Origin of the sequence: Bacillus sp. V3-13 (genome assembly GCF_002860165.1) — a bacterium.
GTDB lineage: Bacteria > Bacillota > Bacilli > Bacillales > Cytobacillaceae > Bacillus_BJ.
On record NZ_PGUZ01000016.1, the window covers coordinates 1 to 21,504 of the forward strand.

Sequence of the window (21,504 nt, forward strand, 5' to 3'; positions counted from 1 at the left end):
AATAAAAATACCACAGCCTAGATGACCGTGGTAGACCCAAAATTTTATACTTTCTTATCTTTTAAAAAAACCACCATAGATATGTATGGTGGAGACGGTGGGACATGTTGTTCCATGCTTTCGTCATGGCACTGACTATATCTTGAACCTGCAATGTCCAGGTTCTCTGGCGTCTTATGCGAAATGTAAATTTACTTGGAATCAAGCAGGATCTCGCATCCTAGTACTACCATTCAGATCATGGCAGCCTATAAGTCGATACACGGCTGTTGGATTGCTCCACATACCGCTCGGCATTGCCTTATCGCGGACAGCGACTTAGGTTTCACCGATAAAGCCAGATTTTCACTTGTGTGTTGCCACACAAGGCGACTAGTTACTAATCGAACCCACGTCCAAAGATATTGGCACTTAAGCTTCTACGAGTGTAGTCGATATACTAGCGTTTCACTGCACCTTCTGCCTATCGACAGGCGTCCGGGCAGCTAGTCTGGTTGTTCTCTTCCTTCATCCTCAGACGGTGGAATCCGGCGTAGCCCACTTAAAGTGAGTCCCTTACCCTACCACATGGGCGATGGAGGGAGGAACCGCTATCGACTGTTATTAAGCAGCGAAAGCGAGGTTGTTGTTTTCTTTGCCAGTTATTGGCTTTGACGTTTTAACGAGGCCGATCCCCTCGACTCGCAACTTAAGCTCAAACTATCCCTGTCGAATCCGTAGCGTCCCCATTATAAAAGGTCCTGCAAGACTCACGGAGGAGTTACGTACGCTCGAGATGATGAGCATTAAGTTTGTGCCACAAAGTAGTGACAAATACTATTATACCATATTGTTGGTATTTTTCAATAGTTGGATGCTGGCTGTTATATCTTCTGTTTATCCCGGAAAGCCCGCTCGATTTCGCGTTTTGCTTCTTTCTTTTTCAAGTCTTCACGCTTATCGTATTGCTTTTTACCCTTGGCCAGGCCAATTAATACCTTCGCATATCCGTTTTTCAAATAAAGCTTGACCGGAACAAGCGAGTAACCTGCCTCTTTTGTTTCGCCGATCAACTTATTGATCTGCTTTTTATGCAGAAGAAGCTTTCTCGTCCGCAATGGGTCGTGGTTATAGCGGTTTCCCTGTTCGTACGGGCTGATATGCATATTGTATAAAAACACTTCACCGTTTTGGATTCGTGCGAAGGCATCCTTAAGGTTTACTCTGCCGGCGCGGATTGCTTTGATTTCAGTTCCTTGAAGAACAATGCCGGCTTCATATGTTTCTTCGATAAAATAATCATGGTATGCTTTTTTATTTTGTGCGACAGTCTTTCCCTCGCCCTTTGGCATGATATTTCCCCCTTTTCCCTTCAGCAGGGAAAAACATGTTTCTATTTATCCCTCTATTTTAACAAAAAAACGCCGGACTCACAACGTTCCAGCGGGAAAGAGAGGCCAGGGAAGGCTCTCTCATTAGCTAGTTTAACGGCTTTTTTTCTTGCGCTTTGCTTTAGGTGCATTTTCATAAAACCGTTTGTTCTTCTTCGGCTTTTTCTTGGCTCCGCCGTTTTCTGCCGCTTTTCCGGCACGCGGTTTCCCCGGACCGTCGCCTGCTTTAAAAACACGTGGTGCGCCAGTTGTGTCGCGGCGGCGTGTCCCTTTCATGCCGACGATTTCAAAGTCGATCGACCGTTCCTCTTTATTTACTTTGACAACACGGACCGTTATTTCATCACCAATCCGAAAGACATTGCCGGTCCGCTCACCGATCATCGCATAGTGGCGCTCATCATAACGGTAATAATCATCGGTCATATAACTGACATGGACAAGCCCTTCAATTGTGTTCGGGAGCTCGATAAACATCCCGAAATTTGTGACAGAGCTGATGATGCCATCATATTCGACGCCAATTTTGTCTTCCATAAATTCTGCTTTTTTCAGTTCATCCGTTTCCCGCTCGGCATCAACAGCGCGGCGTTCCATGTTGGACGAGTGCTCAGCAATCTCCGGAAGGCGCGCATTCCATTTCTCCCTTGTTGCCGGGTCAAGCTTCCCTTCGATTAAATATGTGCGGATCAAGCGGTGCACAATCAAATCGGGATAGCGGCGGATCGGTGAGGTAAAATGCGTATAATATTCAGCCGAAAGCCCAAAGTGGCCCAGGCTGTTCGGGTTATATTTTGCCTGCTGCATTGAGCGGAGCATGACAGTAGAGATGACCATTTCTTCAGGTTTGCCCTGGACTTCTTCAATAATTTCCTGAAGCGCTTTTGGGTGGACCGAATTGGCGGTCCCTTTTACAATATAGCCAAAATTGGTGATAAACTCGAAAAAGCGCCGCAATTTGTCTTCCTTCGGATCTTCATGAATCCGGTAAATGAACGGGACATCCATCCAGTGAAAATGCTCGGCAACCGTTTCGTTCGCCGCAAGCATGAACTCTTCGATCAGGCGCTCGGCTACTGTACGTTCACGAATCACCACGTCAGATGGCTTCCCGTCTTCATCCACGAGTACCTTTGCCTCTTTAAAATCAAAATCGATTGCCCCTCTGTTCATCCGCTTTCTCCTCAACACCAAAGACAGCTCTTCCATCAATTTAAACATCGGAACAAGCGGCTCATATCGCTTGATTAGATCTTCATCCTCATCAACGAGAATCTTTTTTACATCCGTGTAGGTCATGCGCTCTGTCGTTTTAATGACACTTTGAAAAATCTCGTGGTGAACCACTTCTCCGTCAGGTGCAATTTCCATTTCACACGAAAGGGTAAGCCTGTCCACCTGCGGATTCAACGAACAAATTCCGTTCGAGAGACGGTGCGGAATCATCGGAATCACCCGGTCAACCAGGTAGACGCTCGTTCCGCGCTCCTCTGCTTCCCTGTCAATCGGCGAATTTTCCTGAACATAATAACTGACATCGGCAATATGGACGCCGAGCTTGTAATGGCCATTGTCGAGCTTTGACACCGTAACCGCATCATCAAGATCCTTCGCATCCGCACCGTCAATCGTTACGATCGTTTCATTTCGCAAATCCCTGCGGTTGGCAATTTCGCTTTCAGCAATGGTGTCGGGCGTTTCGTTCGCCTGTTCAAGCACTTCCTGAGGAAACTCCATCGGCAGGCCATGCTTGTAAATGATCGAGAGAATATCCACGCCCGGATCGTTTTTATGGCCGAGAATTTCGACCACTTCGCCCTCTGCACTTTTGCGTCCTTCCGGATATGTTGTCAGTTTAACAACGACTTTATGTCCTTCGATGGCTCCTTTTGAGGCAGACTTCGGAATAAAAATATCGCTGGTAAACTTTTTATCATCAGGAAGGACAAATCCGAAATGCTTGCTTTCTGTGTACGTTCCAACGATTTGCTTGATGCCGCGCTCAAGAATCCGGACGATTGTTCCTTCGCGCCGTTGTCCCGAGCTTTCCGCTGACACACGGACTAATACAATATCACCGTGCATCGCATTATTCATTTCGTTTGGCGGAACGAAAATATCATCCATCCCCGGCTCGTCCGTGATAACGAAGGCAAACCCTTTCGCATGGCCGGACAACCGGCCGCGAATCAGATTCATTTTTTCCGGCAGGCCGTAGCGGTTGCTGCGCGTTCTGACAACGAGCCCCTTTTCTTCCATCACAACCAGGGCTTTAACAAAATCTTTGAATGTTGATGAATCTTCAATCCCGAAGGCTTCTTCAAGTTCCTGGACTGTCAGCGGCTTATACGCCTCATCCTTCATATATTGCAAGAGCCGGTCAATATGGTGCTGGATGGTTTCATCCATTATAATCCCCTCCTTTTCAGGGCTTTTGCTTTTATTCTTGCCAATTTAAGCTTTCTAAAAACTGATAAATATCTTCATGAAGCTGGTCGCGCTCTTTGTCGAGCGTGATGACGTGTCCCGATTCCTCGTACCATTTCAGTTCCTTTTGCTCAGACTCAACTTCATTATAAATAATATTCGCACTTTCTGTATTAATCATCTCATCATGCCGCGCCTGGACGACAAAGGTCGGGGCATATATCATATCAACATGATTGCGGACATCGGCAATCAGGTTTTGCAGTGCTTTTAATGTATTCATCGGCGTTTTCTGGAATTCATTCATTTCCTGTTCAATTTGCACTTCACTTTTGCCTTCACGACTCTTATATTCGCGGGCATAGGACAGGATTCCTTTATACATGACCTCTTCACTTTTAATATGCATTGGTGCACACATCGGAACAATACCCTTTACTGGCACCGTATAACCCAGTTTCAAGGCGAAGACGCCTCCCAGTGAAAGTCCGGCAACGGCGATTTCATTATGGCCCTTGTTTTTCAAAAACTCATAGCCTCCAATCACATCCTGCCACCAATCTTCAGGACCGGTATGAACAAGCTCTTCCGGAGGAACGCCGTGGCCTTTGTAATGGGGCGCATGGCTGGTATAACCTTTTTTCTCAAGAAAGCGGCCAAGCATACGGACATCTGCTGAATTTCCCGTAAATCCATGTAAAAGCAAAACCGCCCGCTTTCCCCCTTCAAAAGTAAACGGCTTCGGCATAACGATATTCATCTATGAAAACTCCTTTTCCAACATAATATTTCCGTACGTACTCTTAGTTAAACTTTGACTCACAAGTACTTTATTTTTAGCAAACCTATTCCTAACATTCCACTAAAACGCACTGATCTATGTGTATTTGCAGCAAACATCCAGATGATCCTGGTCCATTTTAAGCATAAAAAAACCTGACCCGTCACAGGCCAGGATTTATTGTCATTTTTACAGATCAAAATACGAAACCGCAATCGTTAATATAAAGAATAAAACCGAGAGAACGATTGTAATGCGGTGGAGAATCAAGTCAAGTCCCCGTGCTTTTTGCTTTCCGAACAATTGTTCAGCACCGCCGGAAATCGCTCCGGAAAGCCCTGCGCTTTTTCCTGATTGAAGAAGTACCACTACGATAAGTGCGATACATACGATAACCAATAGTGTGACTAATACTGCGTGCAAGAAGTCCACCTCCCATAAAACGTGCCTTCACAGTATTTTTACTGTATCATATTTCCTTCCATTAAACAATAACAATCTGAGCCTTATACAAGAGACTGCTCCATTTTACAGCAAAACCATTGTCACCTATTCTTGAATGTTTAGAAGTTCCAGAAACTCTCGTTCAGGCTTCATATATTTCGTACCCTTATCCGATTGAAGATAAATGGCCCGGTCAGCTCCAAATGAAACATTCACCTTTAAGTTACCGAAATCTATCTCACTGATTTTTTCACGGGATGAAGCTTTTTTATCCCAATCTATGGCATGATTAATAAAATAGACGATTTCATTGATCGTATCTTTGTCGTTTATTTCTGTACATTCCTCGTTTGGGGAATTCCCGTAAATGCAAATATGATCTGGAATCTTCGTAATCCATGTTGTGAAGGTGTGGATAGGGGTTTTATCAAACACTACCTCTGTGCGCCCCTCCTGCTTGTTATAATGGGCTGAAACAGACAACTCTCCATCAAATCCTGATTTCTTCCACTGTGAATAGAAGCTTGACTCATGGTTGTCCTGGTTCATCTCCAATATTGGTTTTTGCGATACTTTCCAACCGTTTTTCGGCAGTTCTCTTTCATAAAAATCATAGATGTCATTTACGCGGTTGCCGGCGAGAACATAATCATGTTCATTCGGCTCTAAACCTTCAAATAACGGAATGTCATCTTCTTGTTCAGGGATGATTGACATTCCGGCATGTCTATTATCAATTACCTTTAGATAAAAGAACCAAATGGTTAAAGCGATGACCGCAATAAATAATAAAATAAACCAACTATTTCTTTTCATCTATGATACCTGCCTCTAATCATTGGATTTATTATCTTTTATTTTACCACTACTTCCTTTATTCTTTCTTAGAAATGATAAAAACCTCCATACTTCGCATTCTTCATGCAAAGTAGGAGGTTTTTTTGTTACTGCCATGGAAAAATTACTTTTTCAGATTATAAAAAGAGTTTAGCCCGCCATATACTGCTAAATCACCGAGCTCGTCTTCGATGCGGAGGAGCTGGTTGTATTTCGCGATTCGGTCTGTACGGGACATGGAACCGGTTTTGATTTGTCCGGCATTTGTTGCGACAGCAATGTCAGCAATCGTTACGTCTTCTGTTTCACCGGAACGGTGGGAAACAACGGCTGTGTAACCGGCACGCTTCGCCATTTCGATCGCATTAAATGTTTCTGTCAGTGTACCAATTTGGTTCACCTTGATCAGGATGGAGTTGGCAATTCCTTTTTCGATTCCTTCAGCAAGCTTCTTGGTGTTTGTAACGAATAGATCGTCCCCAACCAGCTGAACCTTGCCGCCAATCCGCTCAGTTAACAGCTTATGGCCTTCCCAGTCGTTCTCATCCAAACCATCTTCGATTGAGATAATCGGGAATTCTTTAACAAGCTCTTCATAAAAGTTAACCATATCTTCAGAAGCTAAACCTGTGCGGCCTTCGCCTGCAAGGTCATACCTGCCTGTTTCTTTATTGAAGAATTCGGAAGATGCGACATCCATTGCAAGGAAAATATCTTTGCCTGCTTCATAGCCAGCCTTTGAAATTGCTTCAATAATGACTTCTAAAGCTTCACGGTTTGAACCAAGGTTCGGAGCAAATCCGCCTTCGTCACCAACTGCTGTATTAAGGCCTTTGCCGGATAAAACTTTTTTCAGGGAGTGGAACACTTCTGCGCCCATGCGGATAGCTTCTCTAAAAGTTGGTGCTCCGACAGGCATGATCATAAATTCCTGGAAGTCAACGTTATTGTCGGCATGGGAACCACCGTTGATGATATTCATCATTGGAGTTGGCAGCTGAGTCGCATTGAATCCGCCAAGGTAGCGGTATAAAGGCAAGCCGACGGACTCTGCTGCAGCATGGGCAACCGCCATCGAAACACCAAGAATCGCGTTCGCACCCAATTTCCCTTTATTGTCAGTACCGTCAAGTTCGATCATCGCACGGTCAATACCGACCTGGTCTGTAACGTCCATGCCAATAACCGCTTCTGCGATCACTTCATTCACGTTTTCAACTGCTTTTTGGACGCCTTTGCCAAGATAGCGTGATTTGTCACCGTCACGAAGCTCAACTGCTTCATACTCGCCGGTGGAAGCGCCTGATGGCACGATCGCCCGGCCGAAGAAACCGGATTCGGTAATCACTTCTACTTCAACTGTCGGATTTCCGCGGGAATCAAGAACTTCACGTGCGTATACATGTTGGATAAATGGCATATCAAAATCTCTCCTTTTGGATAAATTATTTTTTTATTAAAGATTCTCCAGTCATTTCAACTGGTTTTGCTACATTTAAAAGGTCGAGCATCGTCGGTGCGAGGTCGCCGAGAATTCCGTCTTCCCGTAATTCAACACCTTCTTTTGTCACAATAACAGGTACCGGATTCGTTGTATGGGCAGTCATTGGGTGCCCATCGATGGTGACTACTTCATCCGCGTTCCCATGGTCAGCAGTGATAATCGCTGTTCCGCCTTTTGCGATAATCAACTCGACCAGGCGGCCCAGGCATTCATCGACCGTTTCGACCGCTTTGATTGTCGGTTCGAGCATCCCTGAATGTCCAACCATATCAGGATTTGCATAGTTTAAAATAATCGCATCAAAGTTATCCGCTTCTATCTCCTTCACGAGTGCATCCGTTACTTCATATGCGCTCATTTCCGGCTTAAGATCGTAAGTCGCAACCTTTGGCGATGGAATTAATATTCTTTCTTCACCAGGAAATTTCTCTTCGCGTCCGCCGCTCATAAAGAACGTAACGTGAGGATACTTTTCAGTTTCGGCGATCCGCAGCTGTTTGAGGCCGTTTTGCGACAGAACCTCTCCAATCGTGTTATCAAGATTCGTTGGTTTAAAGGCAACATAGCCGTCAACCGTTTCGCTGAAATGCGTCAAACAGACGAAGTGAAGGTTGTTTGGATGCTTTGGTCCCCGGTCAAAAGAACGGAAATCCTTGTTTGTAAAAGTATTCGAGATTTGAATGGCCCGGTCAGGACGGAAATTATAGAAAATAACCGCATCTTCATCCTCAATCGTTGCCACCGGTTTTCCATCAGGTCTTGTCAGCACTGATGGAAGCACAAACTCATCAAAAATTCCGTTTTTATAGGAGTCTTCAATCAGTTCCAATGGATTCGAATAGGCTGGACCCTCTCCATATACCATCGAGCGATATGACTTTTCAACACGCTCCCAGCGCTTGTCCCGGTCCATCGAATAATACCGGCCTGAGATTGTGGCGAACTCTCCTACACCGTACTCATTCATTTTCTCCAAAGTTTCTTCAATATATTTCCGTGCTGTTTGCGGTCCGACATCGCGCCCATCAAGGAACGCGTGAAGATAGACTTTGTCGACTCCCTGCTCAGCGGCAAGCTTCAACAAAGCAAACATATGGTCAATATGGCTGTGCACACCGCCATCAGAGAGAAGCCCGAACAAATGTAGTTTCGTGCCTTTTTCCTTTACATGCCTCATTGCGTCAAGGAAGGTTTGATTCTTCGCAAATTCACCTTCTCGAATCGAAATATTGACTCGAGTTAAGCTTTGATAAACGATTCGGCCAGCTCCGATATTTAAGTGTCCGACCTCGGAGTTTCCCATTTGCCCTTCCGGAAGCCCGACTGCTTCGCCGGATGCAATCAGCTTGGCATGGGGGTACTTGTTCCAATATCGTTCGAAATTCGGTTTGTTCGCCTGCGCAACAGCATTCCCTTTTCGCTCGCCTCTTATAGCAAACCCGTCAAGGATGATGAGCGCAACAGGGGCTTTACTCATTCTGACCTGCCTCCAATAGCTGTAGGAATGACTGGGCCTCAAGGCTGGCTCCGCCTACAAGGGCTCCGTCAATATCTGGCTGTTCCATATATTCTTTAATATTGCCTGGCTTGACGCTTCCGCCGTATTGGATGCGGATCACATCAGCTGCAGCTTGTGAAAATTGGTTGGCAACAACCTGGCGGATATGGGAGCAAACTTCATTTGCATCTTCAGCAGTTGAAGATTTACCTGTTCCAATCGCCCAGATTGGTTCATAAGCAATGACAGTTTGTTTAACCTGATCTTCTGTTAAACTATTTAAAGCTTTTTTCACCTGGTCTCCGACAAGCTGATTCGTTTCACCGTTTTCGCGCTGTTCAAGTGTTTCACCGACGCAGACAATTGGTGTCAAACCGTATTTAAATGCGGAAAGCGTCTTTTTGTTTACCGACTCATCGGTTTCGTTAAACATTTCCCTGCGCTCTGAGTGTCCGATGATCACATATTTCACTCCAAGGTCAGCAAGGGCTTTCGGGCTTACTTCCCCTGTAAAAGCACCGCTTTCTTCGAAGTGCATATTCTGGGCACCGATTTCAAGATCATAGTCTTTTGTGCTTTCAACTAACTGTTCCAAAAACAATGCCGGGGCACAAACAACCGAATCAATGTTTTCTTTTGGAGGAACCAGCCCGTTCACTTCTTCAATAAAGGCTTTAGCCTCTGCAAGAGTTTTATGCATCTTCCAATTTCCTGCGATAATTGGCTTGCGCATGTCGCACATCCTTTCATGTGTTGATTCTGGGAGCAAATATATTCCCGGTTTATTTATCCAGTAAAGCAACGACGCCAGGAAGTGCTTTGCCCTCCATAAATTCGAGCGAAGCACCCCCGCCAGTGGAGATATGGCTCATTTTTTCAGCAAGGTTGAATTTTTCCACTGCAGCTGCAGAATCCCCGCCGCCGATGACCGAATATGTATCGTCTGCTTCGGCAAGTGCTTCAGCGATCGCTTTCGTTCCGCCTGCAAATTTATCAAACTCAAAAACACCCATTGGTCCGTTCCAAATGACTAATTTTGAATTCTTGATGACATCGCGATAAATTTCCGCCGTTTTCGGACCGATATCCAAAGCTTCCCAATCAGCTGGAATCTCTTCAATCGCTACTTCTCTTGTGTTTGCCTCAGGTGAAAAATCATCTGCAACAACCGCATCAACCGGCATATAGAAGTTCACGCCTTTTTCTTTTGCTTTTTGCATAAACGATTTTGCCAGATCGATTTTGTCTTCCTCAAGCAATGACTTTCCGATCTCATTTCCGTTTGCTTTTACAAAGGTGTAGGCCAAGCCGCCGCCAATAATTAAGTTATCAACCTTGTCGAGCAGATTGTCGATAACACCGATTTTATCTTTCACCTTCGCACCGCCAATAATGGCTGTGAAAGGACGTTCCGGATTGGACAATGCTTTGCCAAGCACCGCCAATTCTTTTTCCATTAACATGCCTGAAACCGCTGGAAGATGGTGAGCAATTCCTTCGGTTGAAGCATGGGCACGGTGGGCAGCTCCGAAAGCGTCATTGACATAAATGTCGGCCAAGTCGGCAAATGCTTTTGCCAGCTCAGGGTCATTTTTTTCTTCGCCCTTATAGAAACGGACGTTTTCAAGGAGGAGCACATCGCCATCAGACATTGTGTCAATTTCTTTGATAACAGACTCTCCGTATGCTTCATCCGTTTTCTTGACTTCTTTGCCAAGAAGCTCCGACAATCGGGCGGCAACCGGAGTAAGCCTTAGCTCCTCAACAACCTGGCCTTTCGGACGGCCGAGATGGGATGCCAAAATGACCCTGGCTCCCTGTTCTGTTAAATATTGAATCGTCGGCAGCGCAGCCCTGATCCGTGTTTCGTCCGTAATCGCTCCATCCTTCATCGGAACGTTAAAATCAACACGGCAAAACACTTTTTTCCCTTTAACATCCACATCTTTTACGGTTTTTTTATTCATGGCAAAAGAACCTCCTTTTTGATGATCGGCATGGACGAGTAAAAGGGAGTGGGGCTATGATCCCCGCTCCCCTTTTCATCCGTCTATATTATAGTGGTTCACGATGTTAATATCCATCAATTCTATATGAACGAAGGATATTTATTCTTTTAGTCTTATAGCCCTTTTTGAGCGATGTAATCAACAAGGTCCACTACACGGGCTGAATAACCTGATTCGTTGTCATACCAAGAAATAACTTTGACCATGCTGCCTTCCATGACCATTGTGGAAAGGGCATCGATTGTGGAAGAATATTGGCTTCCGTTGTAGTCTCTGGATACTAGCGGCTCTTCGCTGTAGCCTAGAATTCCTTTAAGTTCGCCCTCTGAAGCTTCTTTGAAAGCAGCATTGAGTTGTTCAGCTGTTACATCTGTGTTAAGCTCAGCCACCAAGTCTACTAAAGAAACGTTTGGAGTCGGAACACGCATTGCTCCACCGTTTAATTTACCTTTTAGTTCAGGCAGGACGAGGGAAACTGCTTTTGCAGCACCAGTTGTTGTTGGAATAATATTTTCAGCCGCTGCACGGGCACGACGGTAATCTTTGTGTGGCAAGTCTAATATTTGTTGGTCATTTGTGTATGAGTGAACAGTTGTCATCATGCCACGCTTAATTCCAAACTTGTCGTTAAGAACTTTCGCAAAAGGAGCCAAACAGTTAGTAGTACAAGAAGCATTTGAGATGACATGATGGTTTGCAGGATCATACTTATCCTGGTTTACACCCATAACGATGGTGATATCCTCATCACTCGCAGGAGCAGAGATAATAACCTTTTTTGCACCGGCTTCGAGATGCTTTGCAGCGTCAGCACGCTTTGTGAAACGGCCAGTTGATTCAACAACCACTTCAACACCAAGGTCGCCCCAGCCCAGTTGCGCAGGATCGCGTTCAGCAAGAACTTTTACTTTTTTCCCGCCGACAACAAGGGAATCCCCATCAACTGTCACTTCCTGGTCCAGCTTGCCGTGAACAGTGTCATATTTTAATAAATGCGCAAGCATATTTGCATCTGTTAAGTCGTTTACCGCCACTACCTCTAAATTTGGATTGTTCAGTGCTGCACGGAAAACAACACGTCCAATTCTGCCAAATCCGTTAATACCAACTTTTACTGCCATGATTATTTCCTCCTTTGAATATTTAAGGATTTTTATTTATATAAAGGGGATTACCCTTATATCAACTGCTTGGCGGCACCTTCATCGGTAATTAAAATCGTCGACGGTGGAGCCTGTTTCATATAAGCGCGAATCGCCTTTGCCTTTGAGGATCCGCCTGCGACAGCCAAAACGCTGTCAACCCCGGCCAAATCTCCAAGCTGCAATCCAACCGTTGGGACTTTATGGACAATTTCCCCGGTTTCATCAAAATAATAGCCGAAAGCTTCGCCAACAGCTTTCTTTTTGCGAATGATCTCCAAATCTTCCGCACTCGTTTTCCGGCGCTCTGCCATTGTTATAGCGTCTCCAATTCCATGTAAAACCATGCTTGCCGATTTGATTAAGTCAAGCACCTCATGAATAAAAGGTTCTTTTATAAATGATTCATAAATTTCACGGCTTACCTGGTCAGGCACATAGAGAACGCGGTGCTTTGCCCCTGTTTGCGCGGCCATTTTTGCACAGATCGTATTGGCCTGGTTTTGCACATCTTCACCAAGCCCTCCTCTGGCAGGTACAAACAGCAAATCATTCTTGCCAAAATCAAGTGTCAGCATTTCAGCAACTGCCGCCATTGTAGATCCACCGGTTACGGCAATGATATTTTCGTCGTGAAGATGTTCTTTCATCGAGATCGCGCATGCTCTCCCGAGTTCATTCTTCACCCATGGTGACTGGTCGCTGTCACCATTGACGATAATCACTTTTTGGATGCCAAGCTGCACTTCGAGCTGGCGCTCTAATTTGTCTATACCCGTTATGCCCCTCATTATGCTATCAAGTCTTTCCAACAAGGCCTTGCCTTCTTCTGTTAAACTCATTCCGAGGCTTGTAAAATACAGCAGGCTCTGCCCTTTTAAAAACTCGACCTCCGACCGAAGCACGCGCTCGGTGAGTCCGAGGCTCACCGCGAGACTTCTTCTCCCCACTGGCTGCATCACGTTTATGTACTGCAGGATTAGATAACGTTTTTGCATAACATCAAGCAAATCGGGCAATAATCTTCTTTGGATATCAAATAATGAATTCATCATACCGTTTCTCCTTCAATGAAGTGATATTGGTCACAAAACGTCCCGGTGTGACATATTATGTCCCGCTAACGGTAAAAAAAAATCACTCCTGATTCCATTTTCATTTTAACAGGAGTGAACCGCTAATTCAACACATATGTTTATCTTTTTTTCTGCAAACGTTTACTTAGGGCGAATTTATCAATATGGCCATATTGGACCATCTCACCGTCAAGTTCAACAACCGGGATCATCAGGCCGTATTTCTCTGTCAGTTCATCACTTTGGTCAATATCCCGCTCTTCCAGTTCGAAAGGATATTCCGATTGCATCTCCATTAAAGCGGTTTTTGCCTTGTCGCATAAAGGGCATTTGGTTCGAGTATAAAAAGTAAGCTTAAGCACCAAGTATTTCTCCTTCTATTCGTATCTTTTCCTTTTTGAGGACGAAGCGATCCCCAGCTGTTCGCGATATTTGGCGACTGTCCTCCTTGAAACGATCATGCCTTCCTCCTCAAGCCTCGCCACAATTTCCTGGTCAGATAACGGCTTTTGTTTATTTTCAGCCGCAACATACGCTTCAATCTTACTCTTCACCTGTGCCGATGACGTGTTTTCACTTGAAACGGTTTGGATTGTGCTTGAGAAAAACGATTTTAATTCAATGGTTCCAAATGGGGTTTGCGCATATTTTTCCCTTACCGCCCTGCTGACTGTCGACTCATGAATGCCCAGTTCATCGGCTATCTCTTTCATTGTTAATGGTTTGAGTCCTTCGCGTCCTTTCCTGAAAAAATCCGGCTGTTTTTCAACGATTTTCATGGTTACCTTGAGCAGCGTTTCTTTTCGCTGCTCAAGGCTTTTTAAAATCCAATAATAATCCTGCTGCTTTTCTTGAAGAAACCGGCTGACCTGGTCGTCATTATAGGATGACAGTTCGGTAAAATAAGCTTGGTTAAAGCTTATTTTCGGAATGACGGAATCAAGGATGGTCACCGTATAATCGATACCATTCCAATCAATCACTACATCCGGGATCATATACGCCGGTTTTTGCTGCTGAAAAAGAGCACCCGGTCTTGGATTGAGCGTTTGGATAAAGTCGTATACATGCTGGATCTCTTTCAAGTCTATTCCCGCCTGCTTCGAGATCAGCTTCCAGTTCTTATTGGCAAATGGATGAAAATAATCGGATATAATCATTTCCGCCAGCGCATTTCTGTTTTCAAGCCTTTGCAGCTGCAGCAGGAGACATTCCTGAAGGCCGCGCGCACCAATGCCGGCAGGATCCAATTGTTGGAGGATCTGCAAACATTGCTCCGCCTCTTGCTGCGGATATTTTGCCGCAGCTTCATGCCAATCGCATAAGTAACCGTTTTCATCAATATTGAGGATGAAATCGGTGAGAATCTGCTTTTGCCGCGTTGTGACTTGTTTAAAATTGATTTGTGAGCGCAAGTATTCATCTAAAGAGACAACCTTCTCGCCGATTTGTTCGATCCAGCTTTGCTTGTCTTTTTGGCTATTTTTCCACGAGGATTTACTCCTGTCCATCCGCGGATCAATGGCGGTTTGAAAATTGCCTGAATCCAGCTGTAAAAGGGGGTTCTCTGCTGCTTTATTTTCGAGGAAAGCGTTCAGCTCCTGAGCAGAATACTGCAAAAGCGCAATTGCTTGAGTCAGCTCCTGCGTAAGCGTCAATTTTAAAGTTTGCTGCTGCCAAAGTCCCGCTTTAAAATTCATTCTGCATTCCCCCCCTTTCCCCATTTTACAATAAGGAGCAGCAATGGTGTATGGAAAATTATTTGTAATTGAACGACCCCTGTCGTGAATTAGGAGCTGAATAGTTATTATGCCGAGCCGAAATTTAGGATTTTTTATATGTATTCAAGTTTTATGAACAGAAACTGAATTTATGAGCGGTTTTCGAAATTTATGAGCGGAATTTCAGATTTATGAGCGGAAATCAAAATTTACGAGCGGAATCTCAGATTTACGAGCGGAAATCAAAATTTACGAGCGGAATCTCAGATTTACGAGCGGAAATCAAAATTTATGAGCGCAATTTCAGATTTATGAGCGGAAATCAAAATTTATGAGCGGAATCTCAGATTTACGAGCGGAAATCAAAATTTACGAGCGAAATCTCAGATTTACGAGCGGAAATCAAAATTTACGAGCGGAATTTCAGATTTACGAGCGGAATTTCAATTTTATGAGCGGGTTCAAAATTTATGAGCGGAATCTCAAATTTATGAGCGAAATTCGAACTCGTAATGAGATCCAACTAACGCGATACTCACCACCAATAATAAAAAAACCTCTCCCTGATTTGTGATCAGAAAAAGGTTTTTGGCAGCGCCCTCGTCAGGATTCGAACCCGAATTTCAAGAACCGGAATCTTGCGTGCTATCCATTGCACCACGAGGGCCTATTAAACGCCTGGCAGCGCCTTATTTCATAATAATTAGCCGCTAATCATTTAAGCACTACGATTTACTATTATAGGGCATGTTTTGATTCTTTGCAAGCAAGATTTGCGTTTAAAAAAATATACTTTGGGTAAGATGGAAACGGAGCAGTTTTTTCCCAATCATACATGTGTCGAACGATTTCCCCACTGTCGGATGCGATTTGTTTGACCTTTATTGACCATCATTGTATGATAGCAATACATACTAATTCTTCTATGGAAGAACTGCATTACCAATGTATGTTTGATGTCTTTATATTGGAGGAGGAAGCGTAAATGAATTTAATCCCTACAGTTATTGAACAGACAAACCGGGGCGAGCGTGCTTACGATATTTATTCCCGCCTTTTAAAGGACCGGATCATTATGCTTGGCAGCGGAATTGATGACCATGTCGCCAATTCAATTGTCGCCCAGTTGTTGTTCCTTGAAGCGGAAAACCCGGAGAAAGATATATCCATCTACATTAACAGCCCGGGCGGAAGCATTACTGCCGGAATGGCGATTTATGACACCATGCAGTTTATCAAGCCGGATGTGCAAACGATTTGTATCGGCATGGCTGCTTCAATGGGGGCATTTTTACTTGCTGCCGGCACAAAAGGCAAACGCTATGCGCTTCCTAACAGTGAAGTTATGATTCACCAGCCGCTTGGCGGAGCGCAAGGCCAGGCAACTGAAATTGAAATTGCTGCAAAACGCATTTTATTCTTGCGTGACAAGCTAAACCAAATTCTTGCTGAACGCACAGGCCAGCCACTTGAAGTGATCGCAAGGGATACAGATCGCGATAACTTTATGACGGCCGACAAAGCGCTTGAATATGGCTTAGTCGACCAAATTATCACTAGAAACCCCAGCGAAAACAACGACAAAAAATAAGCAATAAAAAACTCGTGCCAATCGGCGCGAGTTTTTTAATTTTCTTTTTGGATGTAGTTTGCGAGTTCTTCAAGCGCTTTTTGCTCATCATGCCCTTCAGCAATCAAGGTTACCGTGGAACCGGCACTGACTGCAAGGCTCATTAACCCCATGATGCTTTTCGCATTCACTTTTTTGCCGTCTTTCTCCAGAAATATATCGGAAGAAAAACGATTTGCCTCCTGCACAAACAATGCGGCTGGCCGTGCCTGTAAGCCCGTTTTTAATTTTACTTCAACTTTTCTCTCTACCATCCCAATTCCTCCCGGTTTTTCTATCAATCTCCGACTGGCTGTCCAGCGCGAAGCTTCTCAGCTATTTCATCAATTTTTCTCAGCCGGTGGTTGATTCCAGATTTGCTGATCTCCCCTCCGGAGACCATCTCGCCAAGCTCCTTTAACGTAACATCCTGGTAAGCGACACGCAGCTCCGCAATTTCCCTTAACTTTGCCGGTAAAACTTCAAGACCGACCGTCTGCTCAATAAAGCGGATATTTTCTACTTGCCGCAATGCTGCATCGATTGTTTTATTTAAGTTTGCCGTTTCACAATTGACAAGCCGGTTAACCGAATTTCTCATATCGCGGACAATGCGAATGTCTTCAAAGCGCAAAAGCGCGTTATGGGCACCGATAATGTTTAAAAACTCGGTGATTTTTTCAGCTTCCTTTAAATACGTAATAAAGCCTTTTTTCCGCTCAAGCGTTTTGCTGTTTAAATCGAACAAATTCATTAGTTCACATAGGGAGTCATTGTGTTCCTGGTAAAGGGAAAACACTTCAAGATGGTAGGAGGACGTTTCCGGGTTGTTCACCGATCCTCCCGCCAAAAAGGCTCCCCGTAAATAAGAACGCTTACAGCATTTCTTTTTAACAAGCTCCTTGGAGATATCGTGGATAAAAGTAAACCCGTCTCCAAGGATTTTTAAGTCCTCCAAAATCCTTTTTCCGTCTTCTGAAAGGCGCACAATATAGACGTTGTTCTTTTTTAAACGCATTTTTTTGCGGACAAGGAGCTCGACCTGGACATGCTCGTAGCTCCTTTTTATCAATGTATAAATTCTTCTTGCGATTGCTGCATTTTCTGTTTGAATGTCAACAACCAGCTTTCGATTGGAAAAAGAGAGGGAGCCATTCATGCGGATTAAGGCAGACAACTCCGCTTTTCCGCAGCAATCCTTTATCTCCATATTCGTCAATTCCTTTTTCGTTTCCGAAGCGAAAGACATCCCTTCACCCCCTGTAGACAAACGGTTGCATTACGTATTACGCATTGAACCTCTGTTTAGTTTCATCCATAAGCAAAGAAAATAATAAATCGGCAACTTTTTTTGTGTCATGGCGAATGACCCCGTCTTCAAAGCTGACAATATCGCCATGGACAACGTTAAGGCCAAGCTCGTAAAGCTTTGCCAAATCATACTGGACAGGCTGGGCCAGCTCTTCCTTGTAGCGATATTGGAGATCGAGCGGAATTTCTTGATTATGGACTAAAATGGTATCGATAAAAGCACAGTCCATATGTTCATAAATGGCTTTCACATGGTCGCTTGCAGTAAAATCATGTGTTTCTCCTGCCTGCGTCATTAAATTGCAAATATATACCTTTCTTGCTTTTGACCGGCATACCTCTTCACCAAGCCGCGGAACAAGCAAATTCGGGAGAATGCTTGTGTATAAACTTCCGGGACCGATGATAATCAAATCGGCCTGCCTGATCGCATGAAGCGTTTCCGGTAAGGATTTAATTTTTTTTGGTGATAAAAATACTTTTTTAATGCGTTTCCCCGAGAAAGGAATTTTCGATTCTCCCGACACGATCGTGCCATCTTCCATTTCGGCATGGAGAACAACACTTTGGTTCGCGGCTGGCAGCACCTTGCCGCGAACGTTTAAAACCTTGCTCATTTCCTGGATTGCATGCACAAAATTTCCGGTTATTGAAGTCATTGCCGCCAGGATTAAATTTCCGAGTGAATGGCCGGAAAGCTCGTTCGAAGTTTTGAACCTGTGCTGAAACATTTCTTCGATCAGCGGCTCAACATCGGAAAGCGCGGCCAGGACGTTCCTGATATCACCGGGCGCTGGGATCTTCAGCTCATTTCTAATTCGCCCTGAGCTTCCACCATCGTCAGCCACTGTTACAATCGCGGTAATGTCAACTGGGAGTTGCTTAAGCCCGCGCAACAAGACCGGCAATCCCGTCCCGCCTCCGATGATGACTATTCTAGGTTGTTGTTCGATGGTCATGTCGTTGGGTCCTTTCTTTTCTCAATATCCCGGTGCGCAATTTTTGTATGATAGTCATTCTCAAAATAATGGCCAATATATTCTGCAAGCGCAACCGACCTGTGCTGCCCTCCGGTACATCCAATCGCGATCACGAGCTGGGCTTTCCCTTCACGCTTATAGTGGGGAAGCATAAAGCTGAGCAGTTCGGTTACCTTTTCCAAAAACTTTTGTGTTTCAATCCATTTCAACACGTAGCTTGAAACCTCTTCATCGAGTCCTGTTTTTGGCCGCATATGTTCAATATAGTGCGGATTCGGTAAAAAACGGACATCAAAGACAAGATCAGCATCGATTGGCAGGCCATGCTTGAAGCCGAAAGACACGACATTCACTGTGAAGATCATTTTTTTATCGGCTGAGAATTCGGTTAAAATTTTCTCTCTAAGTTCGCGTGGTTTCATCTGGGACGTGTTATAAATGAGCTGTGCTCTTCCTTTCAGCTCTTCAAGCAGCTGCCTTTCCAGCTTAATCCCTTCGAGCGGCAGGCCTGCCGGAGCAAGCGGATGAACACGGCGTGTTTCCTTATATCTTCTCACCAGTGTATTGTCATCCGCATCAAGGAAGAGTATTTGCGGCGCAACCCATGACGTTTCGGCAAGATCATCCAATGCTTTAAAGAGGTGGTCGAAAAATTCTCTCCCTCTTAAATCCATAACCAGCGCCACTTTATTCATTTTATTCCCAGATTCCTTCATCAGTTCAAGAAACTTTGGCAATAAAGTAGGCGGCAAGTTATCGACGCAAAAAAAACCGAGATCCTCAAAGCTTTGGATCGCTACCGTTTTCCCTGCCCCTGACATTCCTGTAATGATAACCAATTGGGTATCGTTAGCACCGGTACTCATTTTCATTTCCCCCTGTAATAGAATCTTTCTAACTCGGATCCAGACGGTAACTGATTAATTCAAAATCCGGAGTATAAGTAAACGTCCCATAAATAACTCCTTTACCGTAGATCATATAATCAAGTATATGATAGTCGCCTGCTGCCATCGGCAAATTTTTTATCTCTTCCAGGCCGTGCCAGGCGAGGATACCCTCTTCGGTTTCTTCCAGGTGAACACCATCCGCCTCGGTTGCAAAAAAAGTAAACATCATCCATTCCGAGACCAACTGGTCACCATTCTTCATAATAAAGGTGAAAATCCCTTTAATATTTGGGTTCCGCAAGTATATGCCCGTTTCTTCACGATATTCCCTTATACATGAATCCCTTACGGATTCCCCCGGCTCCATCTTCCCACCGGGAGCGACCCACCAGCTGCGGCGGGGTTTTTGCAATAAAAGAATTTTGTCCTCTTTAAGCAAGACACAATTTGTTACCCGCTGCACGAATTCCACCTCAACTCATCCGTCCATTGTTACCCGGCTTTTGAAGAGCCGATATTTCATTCTTCTCATTATACTATTTTTGACATACAGCTACAATGAATAGAAACCGGATAATTTTAGGAAAAAAATATATAATCATGCTCGTAACAGCTGATAAACTGTTGCATTGACAAAAAAAATAGCACAGGTTAGCCTGTGCTGCAGAAAAATATATTCTTAAAAGGGGGTCAATTTCTATTCCTATTCTACCTCAATATTATTTCACTACTGTTACAGCAGAATTAAAACATAATGACTTTTTTGTAAAGGAATGGACATCCGCAGTGAAACCGAGGCCCAATCCTTCAAGCCGTTGAATGCTTCAATTGTGAAATTTGATTTACAAAAATTAAGCTTTCGCCTTTTGTGCTTCCTTCAGTTCTTCAATGTAATGCTGGGCACTTTGGGCCGCGATGCTTCCGTCTCCAGTAGCCGTAACAATTTGCCGGAGAGTTTTTTCACGAATGTCACCCGCAGCAAAGATGCCGGGCACTTTTGTTTCCATCAATTCATTCGTTTCGATATAGCCGTTTGCATTGGTGATGCCAAGATTGGCAAACGGTTTGGAGAGCGGCACCATTCCGATGTAAATAAACACACCATCCGCCGCAAATTCCCGCTCTTCCCCTGTTTGGGTAGAAACAAGGGTGACACTTCCGACTTTTCCATCTTTACCGTTGATTTCTTTAACTGTGTGGTTCCAGATGAAGTCGATTTTGTCATTGGCAAAAGCGCGTTCCTGGAGGATCGCCTGGGCACGAAGCTCATCGCGGCGATGAACAATCGTCACCTTTGTAGCAAAGCGGGTTAAGTAAACGCCTTCCTCTACTGCCGAGTCTCCTCCGCCGACAACAACAAGCTCTCTGCCCTTAAAGAAAGCTCCGTCACAAACCGCGCAATACGATACACCGCGGCCGCCGAGTTCTTTTTCACCAGGCACACCGAGCTTTTTATATTCGGCGCCGGTCGTAATGATGACCGCATGGGCCTTGTATTGCTTCGATCCGGCAATAACCGTCTTATATTCTTCGCCGTCAATGATCTCTTTTATATCCCCATAGGCATATTCTGCGCCAAATTTTTTGGCATGTTCAAACATCTTTGTTGATAAATCCGGCCCCAAAATATGGTCAAAACCAGGATAGTTTTCCACCTCTTCTGTGTTGGCCATCTGGCCGCCCGGCACACCACGTTCGATCATTAAAGTGGATAAATTGGCACGGGATGTATAGACAGCGGCCGTCATTCCAGCAGGACCGGCACCGGCAATTATCACATCATAAATTTTTTCTTCTGACACGTTGGTCCACTCCTTCGTCCACGAGGATCCGTATGACTTCATGGATTTTTTTGAATCATTATATTTATATCCTATCTACTCATATCCTATAAAATAAGGCTGT

General features: G+C 44.5%; 20 protein-coding genes, 1 tRNA gene and 1 other RNA gene. 1 reads left to right on the plus strand and 21 read right to left on the minus strand.

The annotated features are described in order from the left end of the window. Positions 1 to 380: 380 nt before the first annotated feature. From ssrA to CU633_RS06350, 15 genes are all read right to left on the minus strand, one after another. Positions 381 to 719, minus strand: a transfer-messenger RNA (tmRNA) gene (ssrA, locus tag CU633_RS06280). Between the two features lie 144 nt (positions 720 to 863). Then, entirely contained in the window at positions 864 to 1,331 is a 468-nt protein-coding gene (smpB, locus tag CU633_RS06285) for an SsrA-binding protein SmpB (protein ID WP_101658874.1), read from the minus strand. Between the two features lie 132 nt (positions 1,332 to 1,463). Beyond that, positions 1,464 to 3,779 (minus strand): ribonuclease R, encoded by a 2,316-nt coding sequence (gene rnr, locus CU633_RS06290; protein ID WP_101658875.1) that lies wholly within the window; start codon positions 3,777 to 3,779, stop codon positions 1,464 to 1,466. A 31-nt stretch (positions 3,780 to 3,810) separates the two neighbouring features. Next, entirely contained in the window at positions 3,811 to 4,557 is a 747-nt protein-coding gene (locus CU633_RS06295; protein WP_101658876.1) for an alpha/beta hydrolase, read from the minus strand. Positions 4,558 to 4,767: 210 nt separating this feature from the next. Then, positions 4,768 to 5,001: a preprotein translocase subunit SecG gene (secG, locus tag CU633_RS06300; RefSeq protein WP_101658877.1), complete on the minus strand. Its 234-nt coding sequence runs from the start codon at positions 4,999 to 5,001 to the stop codon at positions 4,768 to 4,770. 126 nt (positions 5,002 to 5,127) lie between these two features. Next, positions 5,128 to 5,838 carry a hypothetical protein gene (locus tag CU633_RS06305; protein WP_101658878.1) on the minus strand — a complete coding sequence of 237 codons (711 nt, stop codon included), beginning with the start codon at positions 5,836 to 5,838 and terminating at the stop codon, positions 5,128 to 5,130. A 145-nt stretch (positions 5,839 to 5,983) separates the two neighbouring features. Continuing rightward, the gene (gene eno, locus CU633_RS06310) at positions 5,984 to 7,279 is read right to left on the minus strand and encodes a phosphopyruvate hydratase (RefSeq protein WP_101658879.1); all 1,296 of its coding nucleotides are present in this window, start codon (positions 7,277 to 7,279) and stop codon (positions 5,984 to 5,986) included. 25 nt (positions 7,280 to 7,304) lie between these two features. Further along, positions 7,305 to 8,840: a 2,3-bisphosphoglycerate-independent phosphoglycerate mutase gene (gene gpmI / locus CU633_RS06315; protein WP_101658880.1), complete on the minus strand. Its 1,536-nt coding sequence runs from the start codon at positions 8,838 to 8,840 to the stop codon at positions 7,305 to 7,307. Beyond that, positions 8,833 to 9,594 carry a triose-phosphate isomerase gene (gene tpiA, locus CU633_RS06320; protein WP_101658881.1) on the minus strand — a complete coding sequence of 254 codons (762 nt, stop codon included), beginning with the start codon at positions 9,592 to 9,594 and terminating at the stop codon, positions 8,833 to 8,835. The genes gpmI and tpiA overlap by 8 nt, the downstream gene beginning before the upstream one ends. A 49-nt stretch (positions 9,595 to 9,643) precedes the next feature. After that, positions 9,644 to 10,828 (minus strand): phosphoglycerate kinase, encoded by a 1,185-nt coding sequence (locus tag CU633_RS06325; protein ID WP_101658882.1) that lies wholly within the window; start codon positions 10,826 to 10,828, stop codon positions 9,644 to 9,646. Positions 10,829 to 10,983: 155 nt separating this feature from the next. Next, positions 10,984 to 11,991 carry a type I glyceraldehyde-3-phosphate dehydrogenase gene (gap, locus tag CU633_RS06330; protein ID WP_101658883.1) on the minus strand — a complete coding sequence of 336 codons (1,008 nt, stop codon included), beginning with the start codon at positions 11,989 to 11,991 and terminating at the stop codon, positions 10,984 to 10,986. Positions 11,992 to 12,047: 56 nt separating this feature from the next. After that, positions 12,048 to 13,064 carry a sugar-binding transcriptional regulator gene (locus CU633_RS06335; protein ID WP_101659015.1) on the minus strand — a complete coding sequence of 339 codons (1,017 nt, stop codon included), beginning with the start codon at positions 13,062 to 13,064 and terminating at the stop codon, positions 12,048 to 12,050. A gap of 143 nt (positions 13,065 to 13,207) precedes the next feature. Next, entirely contained in the window at positions 13,208 to 13,450 is a 243-nt protein-coding gene (locus tag CU633_RS06340) for a glutaredoxin family protein (protein WP_101658884.1), read from the minus strand. Positions 13,451 to 13,465: 15 nt separating this feature from the next. Continuing rightward, entirely contained in the window at positions 13,466 to 14,788 is a 1,323-nt protein-coding gene (gene rpoN / locus CU633_RS06345; protein ID WP_101658885.1) for an RNA polymerase factor sigma-54, read from the minus strand. 616 nt (positions 14,789 to 15,404) lie between these two features. Further along, positions 15,405 to 15,476, minus strand: a tRNA-Arg gene (locus tag CU633_RS06350). A 318-nt stretch (positions 15,477 to 15,794) separates the two neighbouring features. Between CU633_RS06350 and clpP the strand changes: the two genes are divergently transcribed. After that, complete coding sequence (gene clpP / locus CU633_RS06355) at positions 15,795 to 16,400, plus strand: ATP-dependent Clp endopeptidase proteolytic subunit ClpP (RefSeq protein WP_101658886.1); 606 nt, start codon at positions 15,795 to 15,797, stop codon at positions 16,398 to 16,400. A gap of 35 nt (positions 16,401 to 16,435) precedes the next feature. Here the strand turns inward: clpP and CU633_RS06360 are convergent, their stop codons facing one another. The 6 genes from CU633_RS06360 to trxB form a co-directional block, all read right to left on the minus strand. After that, a complete protein-coding gene (locus CU633_RS06360) occupies positions 16,436 to 16,693 on the minus strand; it encodes an HPr family phosphocarrier protein (RefSeq protein WP_101658887.1) in 258 nt (85 codons plus the stop codon). 23 nt (positions 16,694 to 16,716) lie between these two features. Then, positions 16,717 to 17,667 (minus strand): DNA-binding protein WhiA, encoded by a 951-nt coding sequence (whiA, locus tag CU633_RS06365; protein WP_101658888.1) that lies wholly within the window; start codon positions 17,665 to 17,667, stop codon positions 16,717 to 16,719. A gap of 37 nt (positions 17,668 to 17,704) precedes the next feature. Further along, positions 17,705 to 18,688 (minus strand): gluconeogenesis factor YvcK family protein, encoded by a 984-nt coding sequence (locus CU633_RS06370; RefSeq protein ID WP_308314715.1) that lies wholly within the window; start codon positions 18,686 to 18,688, stop codon positions 17,705 to 17,707. Then, entirely contained in the window at positions 18,685 to 19,575 is an 891-nt protein-coding gene (rapZ, locus tag CU633_RS06375; RefSeq protein ID WP_101658889.1) for an RNase adapter RapZ, read from the minus strand. The genes CU633_RS06370 and rapZ overlap by 4 nt, the downstream gene beginning before the upstream one ends. Positions 19,576 to 19,603: 28 nt before the next feature. Next, positions 19,604 to 20,062, minus strand: a complete 459-nt coding sequence (locus tag CU633_RS06380) for an NUDIX hydrolase (protein WP_101658890.1) — start codon at positions 20,060 to 20,062, stop codon at positions 19,604 to 19,606. Positions 20,063 to 20,450: 388 nt separating this feature from the next. Beyond that, positions 20,451 to 21,401: a thioredoxin-disulfide reductase gene (gene trxB, locus CU633_RS06385; RefSeq protein ID WP_101658891.1), complete on the minus strand. Its 951-nt coding sequence runs from the start codon at positions 21,399 to 21,401 to the stop codon at positions 20,451 to 20,453. Positions 21,402 to 21,504 lie beyond the last annotated feature (103 nt).